This is a genomic window from Thalassobellus citreus (assembly GCF_044385915.1).
GTDB lineage: Bacteria > Bacteroidota > Bacteroidia > Flavobacteriales > Flavobacteriaceae > Thalassobellus > Thalassobellus citreus.
Genome location: NZ_JBISCC010000125.1, coordinates 267,006 through 286,201, shown reverse-complemented (window position 1 = coordinate 286,201; position 19,196 = coordinate 267,006). Strand labels below are relative to the sequence as shown.

Below are 19,196 nucleotides of genomic sequence, written 5' to 3'. Positions count from 1 at the left end.
ATTGTTCGTTTTTTGATTGATGGTTTTTGTTGGTTCAAATATCTTTTAAATAAGTTTTGATTAATAACTTAAATATCTGAATTGTTGTTTTTTAGTGATGAGTTGTTAATTTCTCTGATTTTATTTTTATGCCGTTAGAACCTATATTTACTTCAACTTCTTCGGTAGAGGCTTTAACACCATCTTCATTTATTTTTAAAATATTCTCGTCTGTATTAATTTCTATACCATTTTCATTAATTTTTACTTCAGGTGTATTTACTTCAATTACAAAATCTTCCTCTTTTTCAACTGGGCAGTCTAAGCATTCAATGGTGTTATCAAGAATTTTTAGATTATGATTTACATGTTGTCTTGACATTATATTCTCTGAATACGTTCTGTAAAAAATACTATGTTCGGTGTTATTATCGAAATTTACAAAGGAGTTTTCTGGTAATATTAAGGTAATATCAACTTCTTGATCACTAAATTTATTTTCAGGATTTGTTGTTAAAAAGTTACTTAAGTATAGCACATTATTCTTTAACTCAAAGTTGTAATCAATGGCTTTGGCACGCTGTATAGCTTTTTCATAATTGCTGCCATCAGCTTTTCTCTCAATCATTATAGTTGCTATAGAATCTGTAGTCGATTTCAGAAAAACCTCAACATTTCCGGTGTAAAGTGTTTTATTACCATTTTCATCAGTCGCAAGTTTAAAACTATTGTGGTATCTACGGAAATTTAAATTTTCAGGGTTTACCATTTTAACCCTTAATGTATCATTAACATTGGTAGGTAATACACTTTTTTCTGTATATATTTCGTTAAAAGCATGCTCGCTAGCTTCTCTAATACCTATAACAATTAACCCTATAATAGACATAAGCCACAGACCTAATAATGTAAATTTTGCAATATTTCCAATAGACTTCAGGTTGTTAATAAGGATTTTCAACCCCAAATAAAACAAGAAAAAGAACGGAATTCCTACCGCAAAAAAGAGCAATAATGACGCTAACCAAACAGGGGTGCCGCTAGCATTAAATATATCAACTAAATCTGTTCCAGGTATATGTATAACATTTACAGCGCCTAAAGAAAACAAGCTAATTATTAAAGCAATTAAAGTAACAGCACCAATAAAAATAAGTAATACACCAATAAACTTTGCAAACATTTTAAAGAAAAACATAATAATATCTGCAATGGTATCAAAAAATGTTTTTGAAGACGATTTTATGTTATTTCCTTGCTTGGTAAAATCAATATTCTTAGCCGAATCTGAAACGTTTTTTGCAGCTCCCGATACAGAATCAGTAACATTTTTTGCAACATCGCTTACCGTTTCAGTAACGGTTTCAAATCCGTCTTTAATTTTTTTTTCAATGTTACTAATGTTAACAGGATCTCCCGTCATCATTATTTTTTCGGCAGTTGTTTTAGCTTCAGGAACTAAAATCCAAAGTAAAATATAAAGTAAAACACCAGTACCAGCACCAAAAATTAAAAGTATCCATGCTAAACGAATCCAAATTGTGTCAATACCAAAGTAATGTGCTAAACCAGCCGATACACCACCAATATAAGAGTTGTCGGTATCTCTATATAACTTTCTAGAAGGTGACGTCGATGTTTTTCTTTTGTAAGTAGCCTGTGGCTCATCTTCAAAAATCTCATCATCAACCAAATAATCTTCTGGTTGCCCCATAATAGAAATTACTTCGTCTACCTCTTTAATTCCAATAACTTGTTTGTCGTTTTTTACACGCTCATTAAAAAGTTCAGAAATACGCGCTTCAATATCGGCTATAATTTCAGATCTCCCTTGAGAGTCTGTAAATGAACGTTTTATAGCCTCAAGATAGCGTTGTAGTTTTAAGTACGCATCTTCATCTATATGAAAAAATATACCTGCTAAATTTATGTTGACTGTTTTATTCATTTCTTTGTTGTTTTTTGGCTTGTTACTATGGTTACTGCGTTGTGTAATTCGCTCCAAGTGGTGTTTAATTCTGCTAAAAATAGTTTTCCCGTTTCGGTTAAACCGTAATATTTTCTTGGTGGTCCAGAGGTCGATTCTTCCCATCTATAATTAAGAAGTCCTGCGTTTTTAAGTCTTGTAAGTAGCGGGTAAATAGTACCTTCTACCACAAGTAACTTGGCATCTTTTAAGGTGTTTAAAATTTCTGCAACGTAAGCATCATCGTCTTTTAAGACCGAGAGTATGCAGAATTCTAAAACCCCTTTTCGCATTTGCGCTTTTGTGTTTTCTATCTTCATGTTCGTAAGCGATTTAATATTGTGAAACTGTTCATTTTTTGATTGATTTAATTATTGATGAAATTTTTATTTTATGCTTTTTTTAGCGTTACCCTATCGGGTCGGGCTTTACGTTACAAGTCCTCGCTCGTACCTCGCTGTGGGCTTTTCTCTGCAATCCCTAACGCGCTCCCATTTGCTATTTATGTTTTCTTTAAAAGTCATAGCTTACTTTAAAAAGTTAATGGTAAACGGATACTTATAATACTCACCATCTCTAGCTTTTAAACTTGCTAATACAATAAAAACAAGTTCTAAAATAAAGCCTATAACAGCTAAAACTCCTAAACCACCACCTATATAAAGTAATGGCGACGGTTTGCCAACATTAATATGAAAATCATGAAAGCCATTAAAATCTATAAAATCCAAACCACTAAATATTTTAAAAATAAAAAACGGAATAGTAAGTGTTCCTATAATAATAGCGTACAATAAAACACTCATTTGAAAATTGATGGCTTGTTTACCATGGTTATCTATAAATTCCGATTTTTCTTTATTAGCAGTCCACAAAATTATAGGGCCAATAAAATTTCCAAACGGAATAATAAACCTACTAAAGGTCGATAAATGAATAAATGTGGCGATGTTTTTTTGATGATTATCTAACATGATTTTTAATTGATGATTAGTCTCTTTTTACAATTAATTTTATAAGAATCTGTTTTACTAGTTTTTACTATGCCATAATTAGATTCGTCTATAAATATGAGTTTTCCAGTTATTATTTTATTTTCTCTAAGTTTTGATGCTATCTTTCCTATTTCATTAGCTATTATCTGTTTCTTTTTAGATGAGTAGCTATTAAATTTTGAGTCGCTTATTGATATATTTAATTCTTCAATCTCGTTTTTATTAGTAATATTAATTTTTATATCGTCTGTATCATAATTATCAGATATCGCTTCTTTTAAGTTATACATGTAAGAAATATTTTCTCTTGCTTTAGAACAATTTATAACTATTATAAAAGCAAATAGTGTAAATATAAAGGTGGTTTTCTTCATGATTTTAAAAGTATATAATAATATCCTATGCAAATATATGTCTAAAAACAGGTACTTTGTTTCGCATAGTACTAAAAATTAACAAAATTTTAACATTATTTAGTCTGAACTATTTTCAATATTTTTATAAAAATATATCTAACATGAAGATGACACCCAGTAAAATCAATACATTCAATATCATTAAGTTACCTGCAGCATATTTTACAGGTGTTCGAGTAAAATCTATAGATAATGAGACTTGTGTAGTAACTGTTAAGCACAGATGGATAAATCAAAATCCATTCAAATCTATGTTTTGGGCAGTACAAGGTATGGCTGCCGAACTTACAACAGGCGCTTTAATGATAGCTAAAATTCAAGAATCTGGGAAACCAATTTCTATGTTAGTCACTTCAAATAAATCGGTATTCACAAAAAAGGCAACCGGAAGAATAACATTTACCTGCAAAGATGGAAACTTAATAAATGATGCATTAAAAAAAACAATTGAAACAGGCGAGGGACAAACCATCTGGATGGAATCTGTAGGCGTTAATGAAGAAGGTGTTGTTGTTTCAACTTTTAGTTTCGAGTGGAGTGTTAAGCTTAGAAGTAACCAGTAGGCAGTATTCAGTAAGCAATAAGTATTAATTATTATAAAGGATGAATAACACAAAGTTACACTGAGAATTCACAGAGATTCACAGAGTGTAAATTAAAAATAATGATGTCTCCGTGCATCTCTGCGTAAACTCTGCAAAACTCTGAGTAATAATGTAAAGGATATAAGTAGTCAGTAACCAGTAGCCAGTAACCAGTATTCAGTGATCAGAAAAATGAGATACATTTATGCTTTGAGTCTTAGCGCCTTTGCGCGAAAATCATTTTATTAATTCATTAAAGTTTTTAAAAATTTGTAACAAAACTAGAAGTAAGTCAACTAATAAACGAATCAAGATGCTGAAATAAATTCAGCACAAGAAAAACATTAGAAAATGATAGCACACGAAATAGATTATAGAATTTACGGCGAAGAAATGCAGTATGTAGAAATAGAACTAGATCCGCAAGAAGGCGTTGTAGCCGAGGCAGGAAGTTTTATGATGATGGACGATGGCATTAAAATGGAAACCATTTTTGGAGATGGTTCTCAAAAAGATTCTGGTTTTTTAGGAAAGATATTAGGAGCAGGAAAACGAATTCTAACAGGAGAGAGTCTATTTATGACCGCTTTTTATAATGATTTAGTAGGTAAACGAAATGTATCATTCGCATCTCCATATCCTGGAAAAATAATTCCTATCGATTTAGCGCAATTTGGAGGGAAGTTTATCTGCCAAAAAGATGCTTTTCTTTGTGCAGCAAAAGGAGTAAGTGTTGGTATCGAGTTTTCTAAAAAACTAGGACGCGGACTTTTTGGAGGCGAAGGCTTTATTATGCAAAAACTGGAAGGTGATGGTATGGCATTTGTTCATGCAGGTGGCACCATGGCAAAAAAAGAATTACAGGCAGGAGAAACCTTAAGAGTTGATACGGGTTGTATTGTTGGTTTCGACCAAACCGTAGATTATGATATTGAATTTATAGGAGGTATAAAAAACACCGTATTTGGAGGTGAAGGTTTATTTTTCGCCAAACTTCAAGGGCCTGGTACTGTTTATATACAATCGTTACCATTTAGCAGATTAGCTGGTAGAGTATTAGCTTCTGCACCAAGAAGCGGCGGAAGCAGTAAAGGAGAGGGTAGTGTTTTAGGCGGTTTAGGCGATTTGTTAGATGGCGATAATCGATTTTAACTGTTAAAGTTTATTTAAAATCTAGAATTAATCTAATTTTTCACTAAATTTAGATGTTAATAAAAAATAAGGCCTATAAAAAACATCTACTTTTAATTTTAACCAAAATCTATTTAATAATATGGCAAGAGCAATGCTAGAGTATACTAAAACTATACTTAATAAAGTTAGTTTTGATGCTACGTTGTTTTGCAAAGAAGTACAAAAGGCAGTAGAACGTTTACTACCTTATGAGGTTGAAGAGCTTAAAATTTTTATTCAATCTATAGTACTGCAAAACCCAGAATTAAACCAATGTTTAATTTATTTGAAACCATAAAAAAAGCGACCAATAGGTCGCTTTTTATTTTTAATCTATTTTTTGGGAAGCGGACTAATAATTTTTACATTCTGAAATGCAATGGCACCTCTTACAATACCTGCAATAACATCTTGTAACGCTTCTACAATTTGCATTTTTAATTCACTTTTATGATAAAGAATACTAACTTCTCTTGCGGGAGAAGGTTCATTAAAATAATGTAAGTTCTCTTTTTCTTTATCGTTTATATCTAATGTATGTAAATAAGGAAGCAGCGTCATACCCAAACCTTCATTTGAAAGTTTTATAAGTGTTTCAATACTACCACTTTCAAGTTGAAATTTGTCGTCTTCATGATTTTTGAATGCCTTACATAAGTTTATAACACCATCTCTAAAACAGTGTCCATCTTCAAGAAGAAGCATATCGCTAATATCTAAGTCTGATACATCAATTTTTTGGTTGGTGTGAAGTCTATGTCCTTTAGGAATATAACTAACAAAAGGTTCAAAGAAAAGCACACGTTCTTTAATGTTTTCATCCTCTAAAGGTGTTGCAGCTATAGCAGCATCTAAATGCCCATCTTTAATTCTGGTAATTATTTCTTCGGTTGTTAACTCTTCAATTTTAAGTTTCACCTTAGGATGTTTCTTTATAAAAGCCTTTAAAAACATAGGAAGCAACGTAGGCATAATTGTAGGTATAATGCCTAGTTTAAATTCACCTCCAATAAATCCTTTTTGCTGATCTACAATGTCTTGTATTCTATAGGATTCATTTACAATGTTTCTTGCCTGAGTTACAATTTTTTTACCAACATCAGTCAATTCTATAGGTTTCTTACTTCTGTCAAAAATAAGAATGCTTAATTCGTCTTCTAATTTTTGAATTTGCATACTTAATGTTGGTTGTGTAACAAAACATTTTTCGGCAGCTTTAGTGAAATTTTGATTTTCAGCAACAGCTAAAACATAATATAGTTGTGTAATTGTCATGGGTTATCAATTTAGACTATAAAAATATAAAAACTATCAATAAAACTTATAGTTTAAACTGTTAATTATAAATTAATTTTGTTTTAGATAAAAAAGAGATCATTATGACATTAAATAGTATAGGTTTAGATACCTTAAAAACCAAAGAACTAGCTGGAGATTTGAATAATTTATTAGCTAATTTTCAAATATATTATCAAAACTTAAGAGGGATACATTGGAACATTAAAGGCAAGCGTTTTTTTGATTTACATGTAAAATTTGAAGAGTTATATACCGATGCGAATATGAAAGTAGATTTAATAGCAGAGCGTATTTTAACTTTGGGAGAAACACCTTTACATACGTTTGAAGATTATACAGCAAATGCGCAAGTACCTATTGGAAAAAATATTTCTCAAGATGAAAAAGCAATTAGTTTAATTGTTGATTCTTTAACAGCATTATTAAAAATTGAGCGTATTATTTTAGAAAAATCGGGTGATGCTAATGATGAAGGAACCAATTCTATGATGGGCGATTTTATTGTTGAGCAAGAAAAAACGGTTTGGATGATGAAAGCATGGTTAAGTGAAACTGTGTAAAAATATAGACATTAAGAATGAAGAAGGCTTTCAATTATTTTTTGAGAGCCTTTTTTGTTACGTAAACTTTAAAGAAGTAAATGTATTAGGTTAATGTACTTGGTAAAAAACCATATAGTTTTTTAAAAGCAGCAGTAAAATGTTGTGAATGTTTATAGCCTACTTTGTATGAAGCTTCAGCAATAGTATAGTTTTCATTTGTAATTAAATGTTTTGCTTTTTCCATTCTAAGTTGTGTGATGTATTTAAAAATGGTTGTATTATAAACTGTTTTAAAATCATGTTTAAGTTTGGATGTGTTCATTCCCGCAATTAAAGCTAATTTTGGTATTGTTAACGTACTTTCTAAGTTGTCTTTTATATAGGTTTCAATCTTTAATATGTTGTTATAATCGTAATCTGATAAATTATGATTGGTTTTAGTAAGATTAATATCATTTGTTTTTTCCAATAAAATAATCAACAATTCATTTATTTTAGCTTCTAAGTAAGGCCCTTTTAAGCCGTTAGTATATTTACAATTAATAATGTCATTAATATGATTTTGTAAAACTTGCGATATGGGTTTACTATTTTTCCACATTAAAAAAGGTTTCTTGTTTGTAATAGCATCACCAAATTTGTGAAATATATTTTTATAGCTACTTCCTATTATTTTTTTTATGTAGTTTTCTGTAAAAAGTATTTCTAGTGTTTTTCTGTATTTGGTTTCATAATTTAAAATACCATTAACTTCGGGCAGATAGAATAGATTATAATGCTTGTTAGGAATATAGACTTCTTTTGATAATTTGTTTAATGGTTTATATTGGCTTGAACCTTCAATTTCAAATTGTAGTTTAAAAAAAGGAAAATCATGTTGTACAGAAATTGTATGTTTTTTAGTTTTAATATCCTTAATATTAATTCGAACACCATTTAATTTTATTTCTGTTATAGTGCCTTTTGCAAATTCTTTGTCAACACTAATCTTGTTTTCTTCAAATACTTTAGTTTCAAAATCTTTTGTGTGTGTTTTAACTAAAATATTGTTCTCAAAAATATCACTTTTAAGTATAGTTCTCATTTCTTCCTTTTGCGTTGTTTAAAAAACTTTTTACGGTATAAATTACTGTATATGCTTAACTATATTTGCACAAAAATACAATATTATTAATAATTAGTCTAAATAAGAATAAAATGAAATCATCCCATTTTTTTAATAGTAAAAATATACTTTTATTATTAGTGATTTTTACATTTCAGTATACGTTTTCTCAAAATAAAGGGCGTGTAGAAGGTAAAGTTTTTACAAATGATAATGGAGTTGCCGCTTATGTTAATGTGCGTGTAGAAAACACTAATACAGGAACCATTACAGATGAAAATGGTTATTATCAAATAAATAATATTAGTGAAGGAAATCAAATATTAACATTTTCTCTTCTAGGTTTAGAAACAAAATCGGTTAAAATTTTAGTAGAAAAAGATGTTGTTACTAAAATGGCTAATGTTATTTTAAATGTAAGCGCAGAAGAATTACAAGAAACAGTTATTGTAGCACAGCGTTTAAATCAATTTGCTCAAAAAGAATCAAATTATGTAGCAAGAATGCCTTTAAAGAATATAAATAATCCACAATCGTATTCTGTTGTTACAAGTGCATTGCTGAGTGAACAAATTACTACAGATTTACCATCTGCATTTAAAAGTATAACTGGAGGTGGTTATGTACAAACTAACGATGGAAATGTTAGTGTGTATTTAAGAGGCTTTAGATCAGATGTACATATTAGAAATGGTGGTATTGCATGGGTAAAAGGCCCTGTCGATCCTCAAAATATAGAAAGTATAGAAGTTATAAAAGGCCCTGGTTCTTTATATTATGGCGCCAATGTTAATAACGTTGCAAATTTTGGAGGCATTGTAAATAAAGTTACTAAACAGGCATTTAATGGAGAAAAATTAGATGTAGAATTTATAACAGGAAGTTGGGAACAAAATAGAACAACTTTAGATTATAATACCGTGGTTAATGAAAATGAGAATGTCTTCTTTAGATTAAATGGCGCATACAATTCTGAAAATAGTTTCCAAGATCAAGGCATTATTAGAGAGTTTATGGTTGCACCATCGTTAACTATTAATTTATCAGATAAATTAACGGTAAAAGCTAATTTAGAATACAATCAAAGTAAGCGTAATTTAAATTTTGCTAGAGGCGTATCAGGTTCATTAATATCAGATGATGTTAATAGTTGGGATGACCTTAATTGGGATTTTAACACTAATTATGGTACTAATGAAATGGCAGGCTATTTTTCTTCTACTGTTTTACAAACTGTTTTAGATTACAAAATATCTAATACATGGGAATCTAAAACTACTTTTACTTCAGCAAATTTGTTTACCGATGCTAATTATTTACGTGTATTAATAGTTGATGAAAATACTGTAGGGAGACGATATCTTCAATTAGATCCAAGAGAATCTGGAAACACACATTTACAGCAAGATTTTTTAAATATAGTTGAAGGTGATAAAATTGATAATAAATTAGTTACTGGTGTTAGTTATTTAAATTATTACGATGATACACAACGTACAGGTGTTTGGAATGTAATAGATGATGTTGATGTAAATAATCCAGTAATATTAGGCTTAACAAACGAACAGTTTGAAGCAAATATAGCAGGTAATCCAAAAAATAAGACAATATCTAAATCTGAATCTTTAGGATTTTACGCTTTTGATGCTATTACTTTAAATGATAAAATTACACTAGCAGCTGGACTTAGGTTTGATCGTTTCATGAATAAAAATACTATAAGTAATGGAGCAGAATTAAGTAACGGATATAATCAAAATGCATTAAGTACTAAATTAGGGCTTTCTTATAATCCTTTTAATGATAAAGCATCATTATTTGTTAATTACATGGATGGATTATCAAATAATGCGCCTTCAGATAATGGTAATGGAGAGATTATTAAATGGGATGCAGAACGTGCTAAACAATGGGAAGTAGGAACAAAATTAAACTTTTTTAACGGGAAACTTAAAAGTACCATTAGCTACTACAACATTACTATAGATAATGATATTATTACAAATGAAAATGGAATTAATGTTCAAGAAGGAGAAACGCTAAGTAAAGGTTTTGAACTAGATATTATAGCCAACCCTTTACCTGGATTAAATATTGTTGCAGGTTACACAAAAAACAATGCAACCTTAGAAAAAGTTAGTGTAGGAAGCGAAAATACTGTTGGTAATAGTTTAGCATATACTCCAGAAACTGTTTGGAATTTTTGGTTGAGTTATCAAGTTTTAAAAGGAGAAGCAAGTGGATTAGGTTTTGGTATTGGTGCCAATCATATTAGTGAAATTTATAATAGTACAGCAAATAACTTTGGTTCTGATGCTTTTACAACAATAGACGGAACTGTTTTTTATAAAAAAGACAAGTATAAAATTAGTTTCAAGGCCGATAATATTTTTGATAAAGAATATTATAATGGTTACGGAATTCCTCAAAAACCTTTAAGTTTTAGAGTAGGTTTAGCTTATAGCATCTTTTAGCTTTTATTATAAAAATAATAAGAAAGGAGAACGTTAATAATATAATACGTTCTCTTTTCTGTTTTAAACTTTTAGCAGTTATGCGAAATATAATTATTTATATACTATGCTTGTTTGCTTTGACTTCTCAAGCACAAAAAATTGAAATTGGAGAGGTAAAAACGATTCAATCTAAAGCTTTAAAAGAAGAAAGAGAATATTTGGTGTATTTACCAGAACATTATTCTGATGAAAAATATAAAGATCAGCATTACCCAGTAATATATTTATTAGATGGAGAAAAATATTTTCATGTCACATCTGGTATATTAAAGAATCTATCTAATGGATATTATCCACAAATGCCAGAATGTATTCTTATAGCTATTAAAAATACAGAAAGGTCTAGAGATTTAACACCTACACATGTTAGCAGTTTGCCGTACAAATCTGGTGGAGCAGATACTTTTCAAGCTTTTATAAGTCAAGAATTAATTCCTGAAATTAATAGTAACTACAGAGTATTAGATTATAAAATTCTTGTAGGTCATTCCTTTGGAGGGCTCTTTGCTTTAAATACGTTATTTAAAAAACCAAAATCTTTTAATGCTTATGTAGCTATAGATCCTAGTTTATGGTGGGATAATAAAGTACTTGTTAAAGAGCTAGATGGTGTTATAAAAACAACTAATTTTAAAGGGAATACCTTGTTTTTGGCAAGCGCTAATTCAATAAAAAACCAAAAGAACCCAAGTAAGCAGCATTATGTGCATTTTGAAGCTAAAAAAGAAGCTTTAAAATTGATGGAGATAACAGCTCCTAAGAATTTGAATTATCATGTAGAATCTTATGAAAACGAAGATCATGGTAGTGTTGTTTTACCTTCTTTAATAGATGCATTTCGTTCTGTTTTTAGTGGTTTTAGAATTGATGTAAAAGCGCTTATTAAAAACCCTTCATTGTTACAAAAACAATATGAAAACCTATCGAATAGTTTGGGTTATGACTTTAAGCCACAATGTGCATACCTTGATAAAGTAGTAGATCTATCTTTAAAACGAGGACAAAAAGAAAACGCAGAAATACTTCATAACTTCAATAAAACATTATATCCTAATAATGTGTATTTAGAGAATAAATTAAAATAAACTTCCATTTATAATATGAAAAAGTACACTTTCAGAAAACTAATAAACGATTTACATCTTTGGTTAGGAATAGGTAGCGGTATCGTGTTATTTATTGTGTGTTTAACAGGGACTATTTTAGCTTTTGAAACAGAAATTTCTTCATGGAGTAATAAAGATTTGTATTATTCTGAAAAAGAAGGAAGCGTCAAGTCTTTTGAAACCATCATAAATTCTATTGAAAGTAATAATGTTATTGTTAAAGAGTTTATTTTTTATGGTGAAGAAAATAAAAACCCTAGGTTTACTGTAGTAACTAAAGCAGAATTAGAAAGTAAAAAACGTACACGTGGTCGCTTCGTTTATGTAAATCCATATACAGGAAAGGAAGTTAGCTCCAAAGGGAAGACAAATGATTTTCTTCATAGCATAGAACAATTGCATCGTTTTCTATTACTAGATAAAAAGATAGGTAGGCCCATTGTAGGTGTATGCACAATCATTTTTGTGTTTCTATGTCTTTCTGGTCTTATTTTATGGTTTCCTAAAAAGCTAAAACAATTTAAAAAATGGAAGGTTTGGAAACAAGGTTTTAGTATTAAAACCAAAGCTAGTTGGAAACGAGTAAACTATGATATTCATAATACTTTAGGTTTTTATGCGCTATTCCCATTGCTTTTAATGAGTTTAACTGGTTTGTTGTGGTCGTTTACTTGGTATTATGATGGACTAGAAAAAATATTGGGCGATAAGTTAGGGAAATCAAGGTTTGATAAAACAGTTATGGTAAAACCAGTTCCTAGCAGTGTTTCAGATAAAGCAATATTAAATTTATCAAGACTGTTACAAAAAACAGATAGTATATTGGATTATCCAAATTTTGCGACTCGAGTAACATTACCTTTATCATCGAATAAAAGTGTAATGATTCGTAAAATCGATGGTTCGCTTTTAGCTTATAATGCGGCAGATAAACTTCAGTTTAATCCGTACACCAATGCATTAATTTCTAAGACGTTATTTCAAGACGAAAAATTTGGATCTAAAATAGCAGGATTAATTAGAGGTATTCATGTTGGTAATTTTGCAGGATTAATAACAAAAATCATCTATTTTATTTGTTGTTTAATTGCAACGTCCTTGCCTGTTACAGGTACGCTTATTTGGATTAATAAGATGAAGAAAAACAAGCAAAAATAAGCCTAAAAACAAACAGACAATAGTTTATAATAAACCTCTAGCCTTAATTTCTAGATATTTATTAATGGTATCTACCGTAAGGTTTTCAGGAGTAGTTAGTATAGAATAGATGCCATATTTTTTAAGTTCGTTGACTATTAGTCGTTTTTCAAAATCAAATTTTTCGGCAATCACTTTGTCGTAAACCTGCTGTACAGTTTCAGCTTTGTTTTTAATTAGTATATCTAATTCGGTGTTTTTAAAGAATATAACAACTAATAAATGACTCTTAGAAATAGCTTTTAAAAAGGGAAGTTGCCTGTTTAACCCGTCTAATGTTTCAAAATTAGTGTACATTAAAATAAGACTTCTGTGTGTGATATGCCTTTTTATACTAGCATATAACCGACTAAAATCACTTTCAAAAAAATCGGTTTTCACATTATATAGTGATTCTAGAATCAATTGCATTTGCGAGCTTCTTCTTTCGGCTACAACAATATTATCAATACGTTTAGAAAAAGAAAACATGCCTGCTTTATCGTGCTTTTTTAATACAATATTACTAATTACTAATGTGGCATTAATAGCGTAATCTAAAAGGCTTAATCCATCAAAAGGCATTTTCATTATACGCCCTTTGTCTATAATAGAATAAACAGGTTGCGATTTTTCATCTTGAAATTGATTCACCATTAATTGGTTGCGCTTTGCCGTAGCTTTCCAGTTTATGGTACGTAAGTCGTCGCCTAAAACATAATCTTTTATTTGCTCAAATTCCATAGAATGCCCTAAACGGCGTACTTTTTTAAGTCCGTATTCTAAGGAATTCTGATTAATATTTAAAAGTTCAAACTTTTTTAACTGTTTAAAACTTGGGTATGTTGGCACCATAGCTCCATGGTTAAATGTAAAGCGTTTAGCAACTAAATTTAAAATAGAACAAGCGTAAATATTTAAGTTTCCAAAGTGATATTCGCCACGTTCGCTAGGTTTTAAATCGTATTTAATAGACCGTGTTTTACGAGGAACAATAGATTCTTTAATTTTAAAGTCACGAATTTGAAATTGCTCGGGTACTTCATCAATAACTTCTACATGAATTAAAATAGGGTAGTTGTTTCTAATGTTTAATTCTATTTGATTTTTATCGCCATTAGAAAATTTATCAGGTAAAATTCTAGAGGCCTCAATTTTATTTTTTCCTATGAATATCATTAGAAAATCTAAAACAAAAAGTAGAATTAAAACTAAAATAGAAAGTTGTGCAACATTAAATAATATAGGAATGAAATAACTTAAAGCAAACAAAACCACAATGCCAATACCAGCATAGAAAAAACGAGGTTGTATGTAGAATGGTTTAAAGAATTTCATTATTGCTGTTTATTAGTTTTTTGTTTAGGTGTTGATTTGTTTATTTAAAAGTCCAATTTAATTCGTCAATTATAGGGGTTTTTAGTTCAGATATTTCTTCTTTAAAATCATTTATATTTTCGATAATTTTTTTAGGGATAATTAAAGATATATCTGTGTTGAGTTTTAAAAAGAAATGATTTTTTAATTCTATTAATGATTTTATTTCTGAAGTCTTAATTTTACTTTCACTTGTATCATCATACATGTGAATGTAATTTTCATTGAATTCTAATTTTACTAACTTATTTATTCTGTTTTTATAATGATCTTTAATGTGATTTTTATAATGCTTTATATGTGTTTTTTTTGCTCTAATAGGGTAGAAAAAAAACCATAAAACGGCAAACACTAACATTATTAAAGGAAACAGAAGTCTATTGTCTGATAAATATGAAAATATTCCAAAGGTTAAAAAAAGAACAGGATTTATTATTCTCATTTTAAACCTTTTCCTTTTGATACGTTTTGATTTAGAAGCTTCGTAAAGTTGATGCTCTAAAAAATCATCGTTTGTTAAAGAATATTCTAATTTCATACTACTCGTTTTCAATAGCTTTTCCTATGTCATCAATTTCACTACCATTACCAATACCTTTAGGATTGTCTCCATATTCATTAGGTCCTACTTCACTATTAGCAAAAAGCATCCAAAGGGCATAAAAAGGAATGATTTGATACCAACCACTATTTCCTCTGTCATGGCAGCGTTTTGCTCCTTGAGCCCATAAAAACCATAACATTGGTATTAAAAGGATTAATATAATAACAATTCCAAAGCCGTTTTCTATTGATTCTGCTATGCCATTAATTATTGAAGTAAATATTGCGTATATTAAATAACTTAGTCCGTATTCGGTTCTTCTAATTCTTCCTTTAAATGAAAATGGGTTTTTAAACATGTTTTTTTTATTTGTTAAAATGATATATAATGATTTATTGTAAACTACGATAGCATACAGCCAACTGAAACTTACCTTGGTATCTCTACCGTTTCAATAATTTGTTTGATAATTTGTTTACTCGTAACACCTTCCATTTCACGTTCTGGCGTTACAATAACTCTATGGTGTAATACAGGAATAGCGGCACGTTTTATATCTTCAGGTGTTACAAAATCGCGTCCGCTCATGGCTGCAAAAGCTTTACTAGATTTTAGTATGGCAATAGAGGCTCTTGGCGATGCTCCTAAATATAAAAACTGATTATTACGAGTCGCTACAATAAGTTCTGCAATGTATTTAAGTAAATGCTGTTCTACTAAAATCTGATTTACTAAATTTTGATAATTAACAACTTGTTCTCCTGTTAAAAAGGAAGTGATTTCGTCTGTTTTTACTTTTTCTTTTAGAGCATGTTCTCTAGAAATGATTTCAATTTCTTCTTCTAAATTAGGATAATCTACATCTATTTTAAACAGGAACCTGTCTAATTGAGCTTCTGGTAAACGGTAAGTGCCTTCTTGTTCTATGGGGTTTTGGGTTGCTAATACTATAAAAGGCGCATTAAGTTTATATTGGTGCCCATCAATAGTTATTTGCTGTTCTTCCATAACTTCAAACAAGGCTGCTTGTGTTTTGGCAGGCGCTCGGTTAATTTCATCAATAAGAATCATATTAGAGAAAATAGGCCCTTTTTTAAATTCGAATTCAGAGTCTTTTAAGTTAAAAACAGAGGTTCCTAAAATATCACTCGGCATTAAATCTGGTGTAAATTGAATACGACTAAACCCTACACTTAAAGACTTGGCCAATAATTTTGCCGTCACAGTTTTTGCAACTCCAGGAACACCTTCAATTAAGGCATGTCCTTTTGCTAAAAGCGATGCAATTAGCATGTCTACCATGTCTTTCTGACCTACGATAACTTTACCAACTTCGTCTTTTATTTTTTGAACACTTTGTTGAAGTTCAGATAAATCCAACCGGTTTTCAAATTGTAAATTATTAGTGTCTTCTAATGCGCTACTATCAATAGAGTCTACAACATTGGCTTTTGGTGTTGCATCAGGTTGGTTTTGTGGTTCTTTATTTTCGTCCATAATTATTTTGAATAAAATGCTTCTATGTGTCGGTTCAATTTTATTAAGTTGTCTTCAAAAAACTCATTTTTGGTTCGTAACCAATTTATAAAATCGATGAGTTTTTTTACCTCTTCTTTTTTCTTTCCTGTTTTTGATGCTAACTTCTGAATGAAATCTTCATTTAAAGTTGTGGTATCTAAATTAAAATCGCTTCTTATTTTTTCTAAAAAGTACGTTATTTTTTTATCTATTAAGTTCTTATGATCTTGAGTTTCAAAATATAAATTAGATATGGTTTTAACAAAAGCAAGCGTAGTGTTTTGTAATGGTTTTATAATTTTAATAATGCGTTGTCTGCGTTTTGCATTAAAAATCATGAAAAGAATACCAAAAATAAGCGCTGTGTACCAAGCCCATTTAAATGACAGTTGTTCTAAAAACCAACCTAGGTTTGATTCTTTTTCAACATCGCCATCATAACCTGTTTGTATTTTTGTGTACGAATCAAAATAGACATTATTTTCAGGTAAATATGATATAACGCCTTCTATATATTTATATCTATCCTCTTTTAAAAGGTTGTAGTTAGTAAAGGCTTTAGGCTCTAGGTGTAAAAAAACGGTACCCTTACCAAAAGGAACTTGTAAAAAATTAACGTGTTTATAATCAATTTTTGAATGTCCTAATACAATATGATGTATAGAATCATAATCTGAAAAATATTGATCGCTAGCATTTTTATCAATTTTAATAGCATCAATATTTATCTGTTTTAAAGATTCATAAGAAATACTATCTTTTTCATTTTCAATATAATCAACACTAACATCTAGAGTGTCATGAAATTTTTGTGGGAAATAATAATCTGAAATAAAAAGTGTATTTCCCGCATCAACAAAGTTGAGAAGCTCATCAACAGATTCATCAGTTAAATAATCAGAATTTCCAATAATAATAAAGCTACCTATTGCAACATGTTCGCCATAACCATCTTCAGAATTTGCTCTTAAATAACTAGAAGGTTGATGATAAACAGTTCTAATTTTATGGTCTTTAAAAAGCTTTGGCAATTCTTTGTAAAAAACACTTACGCCATATGGTTTGTTGCTTTTTTCGTTAAAAGATTCTTCCCAATCTACGGTTTTGGTGTTTTTAATACCAATAGCAATGGCAGCTGTAACAATTAAAGCGGCAATAACGAAAACAATAGGAAGAGCTTTTTTCATTATTTAATTTGCTTTAAAAGGGTTGCAAAATTACTTTTAGCATTGTTATACTGATCAATATCTAACGGAAATTCGCCATACCAAATATAGTTGTACAAATACGATGTGTATGAAAATTTATTACTAAAAGGTTTGTTGCTAATTTCGTTTAAATACTCGGCATTGGTTTTGTCATCTTCAAATTTTATATAATTTTTTAAGCTTAAATTTTTTAATACAAGTAGGTAATAATATCTGATAGCTAACCTGTAATCATCACTGTTTTCAGCATTTTTAATTAATGAATTTATATCGGCATTTTCAATGTTTTCTGCCGTTATGTCTTCGTAATTATTAATTTTTTGATGTTGTTTTGATGAAAACAATCCAGAGCCGCCTTCATTAAACAGAAAATAAACCAAGTAAACAACAGCAATAGCCAAAGCAGCATAAAACAGCCAACTTAGCGGGCCCAGATTTATGCTAAAACTATCAGAATCATTATCATCTTTTATACGAGGTTTTTTGTTTTTATAATCTTCATACTTGCCAGAACCACTAGGTGTTTCATTAACTACTTTTTTGCCTTCATAATTGTATTTATTACTAGAGTAGTGGTCTTTAAAATTCTCATCAAAATGCCTTATTTGTTCAGGTTCTTGAAAACTAGTAGTACAAGAAGCTGTGTGGTAATTTACGATTACCAAAAATAAAAAGAGTATAATATGTAATTGTTTTAGCTTCAAATAGATTCTAGGTTAAAAGTAGTATTTTGGGTAATTTCTTTTTGAATTTTAAAAGGATATATTAAGTAGTAATAGCTTATAATACCTAGAGTAATTAAAATAATACTTACCGATAGCCAATGTGGCATAATATTAGAATATCTAGTAATAAAACCTTCTAAAAAACCTGCCGAAAACGTAAACGGAAAAGTGCTTATTAAAACTTTAATTCCTGTTTTAGCACCCTGTTTAAAGGAGGTGTATCTAGAATGTGTGGCAGGAAATAAAATACTAGCACCAAGAATTAAACCTGCAGCAGCTTCAATAACAATGGCGAATATTTCCATAGAACCATGAATCCAAATACCACGAACACTTTCCCAAAACACACTTTTATCATAAAAGAAATATTGAAAAGAGCCAAGCATAATACAGTTCTTAAACATAATATAAAGCGTACCTATCCCTAGAAAGACCCCCAGAACAAAAGCAATAATACCAACTTTTAAGTTGTTTATGGTAATGCCAATAAAGCTTCCCCAATTACTGCCGCTTTTGTAGACCGCAACAGGATCGCCAGCTTCAATGTTTTCTAACGACATGTTTACATAATTGTCTCCTAAAATAGAACGCACAAACTCACCATCGTTAGCAGCAGAAATAGCTCCAATAAAAGTGAAAGCAAAAAAGATGATAAAAGCTATGTAAATAAATTTTCGGTATTCATAACAAATTAAAGGCACTTCGGTTTTCCAAAAACCAATAATTCTATTGGTGTCTTCGCGTTTTGTTTTGTAAATTTTTTGAAACGCTTTAGCTGCTAACTGATTTAAATATACAATAACTTTACTTTTAGGGTAATAGGTTTGTGCATAAGCCAAATCGTTTATTAAATGGATGTATTGTGAGGCTAGTTCGTCAGGATCTTTAAAGTCATTATTAAAGACAGCTCTTTCAAAACTTAACCATTTTTCCTTATTTTGTTTGATGAATGAAACTTCCCTCATAT

General features: G+C 29.8%; 20 protein-coding genes. 7 read left to right on the top strand and 13 right to left on the bottom strand.

All coding sequences use genetic code 11. The features are described from left to right. Window positions 1–91 precede the first annotated feature (91 nt). The 4 genes from ACH5TX_RS11710 to ACH5TX_RS11695 form a co-directional block, all read right to left on the bottom strand. The gene (locus tag ACH5TX_RS11710; protein ID WP_439339683.1) at window positions 92–1,927 is read right to left on the bottom strand and encodes a PspC domain-containing protein; all 1,836 of its coding nucleotides are present in this window, start codon (window positions 1,925–1,927) and stop codon (window positions 92–94) included. Next, the gene (locus ACH5TX_RS11705) at window positions 1,924–2,265 is read right to left on the bottom strand and encodes a PadR family transcriptional regulator (RefSeq protein ID WP_439337234.1); all 342 of its coding nucleotides are present in this window, start codon (window positions 2,263–2,265) and stop codon (window positions 1,924–1,926) included. Before ACH5TX_RS11705 ends, ACH5TX_RS11710 begins: the two co-directional genes overlap by 4 nt. Window positions 2,266–2,472: 207 nt before the next feature. After that, complete coding sequence (locus tag ACH5TX_RS11700) at window positions 2,473–2,919, bottom strand: DUF4870 domain-containing protein (RefSeq protein ID WP_439339682.1); 447 nt, start codon at window positions 2,917–2,919, stop codon at window positions 2,473–2,475. A 5-nt stretch (window positions 2,920–2,924) separates the two neighbouring features. After that, entirely contained in the window at window positions 2,925–3,314 is a 390-nt protein-coding gene (locus ACH5TX_RS11695) for a hypothetical protein (protein ID WP_439339681.1), read from the bottom strand. Window positions 3,315–3,457: 143 nt separating this feature from the next. On the opposite strand from ACH5TX_RS11695, the gene ACH5TX_RS11690 reads away from it, so the two are divergent. The 3 genes from ACH5TX_RS11690 to ACH5TX_RS11680 all read left to right on the top strand — a co-directional run bounded on the left by ACH5TX_RS11690 (window position 3,458) and on the right by ACH5TX_RS11680 (window position 5,411). Further along, window positions 3,458–3,919: a DUF4442 domain-containing protein gene (locus ACH5TX_RS11690; protein WP_439339680.1), complete on the top strand. Its 462-nt coding sequence runs from the start codon at window positions 3,458–3,460 to the stop codon at window positions 3,917–3,919. 372 nt (window positions 3,920–4,291) lie between these two features. Beyond that, window positions 4,292–5,092 (top strand): TIGR00266 family protein, encoded by an 801-nt coding sequence (locus ACH5TX_RS11685; protein ID WP_439339679.1) that lies wholly within the window; start codon window positions 4,292–4,294, stop codon window positions 5,090–5,092. Between the two features lie 121 nt (window positions 5,093–5,213). Then, window positions 5,214–5,411 (top strand): hypothetical protein, encoded by a 198-nt coding sequence (locus ACH5TX_RS11680; protein ID WP_439339678.1) that lies wholly within the window; start codon window positions 5,214–5,216, stop codon window positions 5,409–5,411. Window positions 5,412–5,446: 35 nt separating this feature from the next. Here the strand turns inward: ACH5TX_RS11680 and ACH5TX_RS11675 are convergent, their stop codons facing one another. Then, complete coding sequence (locus ACH5TX_RS11675) at window positions 5,447–6,388, bottom strand: LysR substrate-binding domain-containing protein (RefSeq protein WP_439339677.1); 942 nt, start codon at window positions 6,386–6,388, stop codon at window positions 5,447–5,449. A 104-nt stretch (window positions 6,389–6,492) separates the two neighbouring features. On the opposite strand from ACH5TX_RS11675, the gene ACH5TX_RS11670 reads away from it, so the two are divergent. Further along, the gene (locus ACH5TX_RS11670) at window positions 6,493–6,972 is read left to right on the top strand and encodes a Dps family protein (RefSeq protein ID WP_439339676.1); all 480 of its coding nucleotides are present in this window, start codon (window positions 6,493–6,495) and stop codon (window positions 6,970–6,972) included. A gap of 85 nt (window positions 6,973–7,057) precedes the next feature. On the opposite strand, the gene ACH5TX_RS11665 is transcribed toward ACH5TX_RS11670, so the two are convergent. Further along, window positions 7,058–8,038 (bottom strand): helix-turn-helix domain-containing protein, encoded by a 981-nt coding sequence (locus ACH5TX_RS11665; protein ID WP_439339675.1) that lies wholly within the window; start codon window positions 8,036–8,038, stop codon window positions 7,058–7,060. 113 nt (window positions 8,039–8,151) lie between these two features. Between ACH5TX_RS11665 and ACH5TX_RS11660 the strand changes: the two genes are divergently transcribed. The 3 genes from ACH5TX_RS11660 to ACH5TX_RS11650 all read left to right on the top strand — a co-directional run bounded on the left by ACH5TX_RS11660 (window position 8,152) and on the right by ACH5TX_RS11650 (window position 12,839). Then, complete coding sequence (locus ACH5TX_RS11660; RefSeq protein WP_439339674.1) at window positions 8,152–10,533, top strand: TonB-dependent receptor domain-containing protein; 2,382 nt, start codon at window positions 8,152–8,154, stop codon at window positions 10,531–10,533. Between the two features lie 80 nt (window positions 10,534–10,613). Then, a complete protein-coding gene (locus ACH5TX_RS11655; RefSeq protein ID WP_439339673.1) occupies window positions 10,614–11,660 on the top strand; it encodes an alpha/beta hydrolase in 1,047 nt (348 codons plus the stop codon). Window positions 11,661–11,675: 15 nt separating this feature from the next. After that, a complete protein-coding gene (locus ACH5TX_RS11650; RefSeq protein ID WP_439339672.1) occupies window positions 11,676–12,839 on the top strand; it encodes a PepSY-associated TM helix domain-containing protein in 1,164 nt (387 codons plus the stop codon). Window positions 12,840–12,863: 24 nt separating this feature from the next. Here the strand turns inward: ACH5TX_RS11650 and ACH5TX_RS11645 are convergent, their stop codons facing one another. The 7 genes from ACH5TX_RS11645 to ACH5TX_RS11615 form a co-directional block, all read right to left on the bottom strand. After that, entirely contained in the window at window positions 12,864–14,195 is a 1,332-nt protein-coding gene (locus ACH5TX_RS11645) for a DUF58 domain-containing protein (RefSeq protein ID WP_439339671.1), read from the bottom strand. A 40-nt stretch (window positions 14,196–14,235) separates the two neighbouring features. Further along, a complete protein-coding gene (locus ACH5TX_RS11640; RefSeq protein WP_439339670.1) occupies window positions 14,236–14,772 on the bottom strand; it encodes a YcxB family protein in 537 nt (178 codons plus the stop codon). A 1-nt stretch (window position 14,773) separates the two neighbouring features. Continuing rightward, entirely contained in the window at window positions 14,774–15,136 is a 363-nt protein-coding gene (locus ACH5TX_RS11635; RefSeq protein WP_439339669.1) for a DUF805 domain-containing protein, read from the bottom strand. 71 nt (window positions 15,137–15,207) lie between these two features. Continuing rightward, window positions 15,208–16,275, bottom strand: a complete 1,068-nt coding sequence (locus ACH5TX_RS11630; protein WP_439339668.1) for an AAA family ATPase — start codon at window positions 16,273–16,275, stop codon at window positions 15,208–15,210. Window positions 16,276–16,277: 2 nt separating this feature from the next. After that, on the bottom strand, window positions 16,278–17,483 hold the full coding sequence (locus ACH5TX_RS11625) for a DUF4350 domain-containing protein (RefSeq protein ID WP_439339667.1): 1,206 nt from the start codon (window positions 17,481–17,483) through the stop codon (window positions 16,278–16,280). Then, entirely contained in the window at window positions 17,483–18,208 is a 726-nt protein-coding gene (locus ACH5TX_RS11620; protein ID WP_439339666.1) for a hypothetical protein, read from the bottom strand. The genes ACH5TX_RS11625 and ACH5TX_RS11620 overlap by 1 nt, the downstream gene beginning before the upstream one ends. After that, window positions 18,205–19,194, bottom strand: coding sequence for a stage II sporulation protein M (locus tag ACH5TX_RS11615; protein WP_439339665.1), 990 nt, complete (start codon window positions 19,192–19,194; stop codon window positions 18,205–18,207). The genes ACH5TX_RS11620 and ACH5TX_RS11615 overlap by 4 nt, the downstream gene beginning before the upstream one ends. Window positions 19,195–19,196 lie beyond the last annotated feature (2 nt).

What these genes read in the sequence shown, in the direction of transcription:
- ACH5TX_RS11680 (WP_439339678.1), top strand. Translation starts at nt 5,214, where the DNA reads ATGGCAAGAGCAATGCTAGAGTATACTAAAACTATACTTAATAAAGTT.
- ACH5TX_RS11665 (WP_439339675.1), bottom strand. Translation starts at nt 8,038, where the DNA reads ATGAGAACTATACTTAAAAGTGATATTTTTGAGAACAATATTTTAGTT.
- ACH5TX_RS11615 (WP_439339665.1), bottom strand. Translation starts at nt 19,194, where the DNA reads ATGAGGGAAGTTTCATTCATCAAACAAAATAAGGAAAAATGGTTAAGT.
- ACH5TX_RS11695 (WP_439339681.1), bottom strand. Translation starts at nt 3,314, where the DNA reads ATGAAGAAAACCACCTTTATATTTACACTATTTGCTTTTATAATAGTT.
- ACH5TX_RS11655 (WP_439339673.1), top strand. Translation starts at nt 10,614, where the DNA reads ATGCGAAATATAATTATTTATATACTATGCTTGTTTGCTTTGACTTCT.
- ACH5TX_RS11640 (WP_439339670.1), bottom strand. Translation starts at nt 14,772, where the DNA reads ATGAAATTAGAATATTCTTTAACAAACGATGATTTTTTAGAGCATCAA.
- ACH5TX_RS11645 (WP_439339671.1), bottom strand. Translation starts at nt 14,195, where the DNA reads ATGAAATTCTTTAAACCATTCTACATACAACCTCGTTTTTTCTATGCT.
- ACH5TX_RS11675 (WP_439339677.1), bottom strand. Translation starts at nt 6,388, where the DNA reads ATGACAATTACACAACTATATTATGTTTTAGCTGTTGCTGAAAATCAA.
- ACH5TX_RS11670 (WP_439339676.1), top strand. Translation starts at nt 6,493, where the DNA reads ATGACATTAAATAGTATAGGTTTAGATACCTTAAAAACCAAAGAACTA.
- ACH5TX_RS11690 (WP_439339680.1), top strand. Translation starts at nt 3,458, where the DNA reads ATGAAGATGACACCCAGTAAAATCAATACATTCAATATCATTAAGTTA.
- ACH5TX_RS11635 (WP_439339669.1), bottom strand. Translation starts at nt 15,136, where the DNA reads ATGTTTAAAAACCCATTTTCATTTAAAGGAAGAATTAGAAGAACCGAA.
- ACH5TX_RS11650 (WP_439339672.1), top strand. Translation starts at nt 11,676, where the DNA reads ATGAAAAAGTACACTTTCAGAAAACTAATAAACGATTTACATCTTTGG.
- ACH5TX_RS11700 (WP_439339682.1), bottom strand. Translation starts at nt 2,919, where the DNA reads ATGTTAGATAATCATCAAAAAAACATCGCCACATTTATTCATTTATCG.
- ACH5TX_RS11630 (WP_439339668.1), bottom strand. Translation starts at nt 16,275, where the DNA reads ATGGACGAAAATAAAGAACCACAAAACCAACCTGATGCAACACCAAAA.
- ACH5TX_RS11625 (WP_439339667.1), bottom strand. Translation starts at nt 17,483, where the DNA reads ATGAAAAAAGCTCTTCCTATTGTTTTCGTTATTGCCGCTTTAATTGTT.
- ACH5TX_RS11705 (WP_439337234.1), bottom strand. Translation starts at nt 2,265, where the DNA reads ATGAAGATAGAAAACACAAAAGCGCAAATGCGAAAAGGGGTTTTAGAA.
- ACH5TX_RS11660 (WP_439339674.1), top strand. Translation starts at nt 8,152, where the DNA reads ATGAAATCATCCCATTTTTTTAATAGTAAAAATATACTTTTATTATTA.
- ACH5TX_RS11685 (WP_439339679.1), top strand. Translation starts at nt 4,292, where the DNA reads ATGATAGCACACGAAATAGATTATAGAATTTACGGCGAAGAAATGCAG.
- ACH5TX_RS11710 (WP_439339683.1), bottom strand. Translation starts at nt 1,927, where the DNA reads ATGAATAAAACAGTCAACATAAATTTAGCAGGTATATTTTTTCATATA.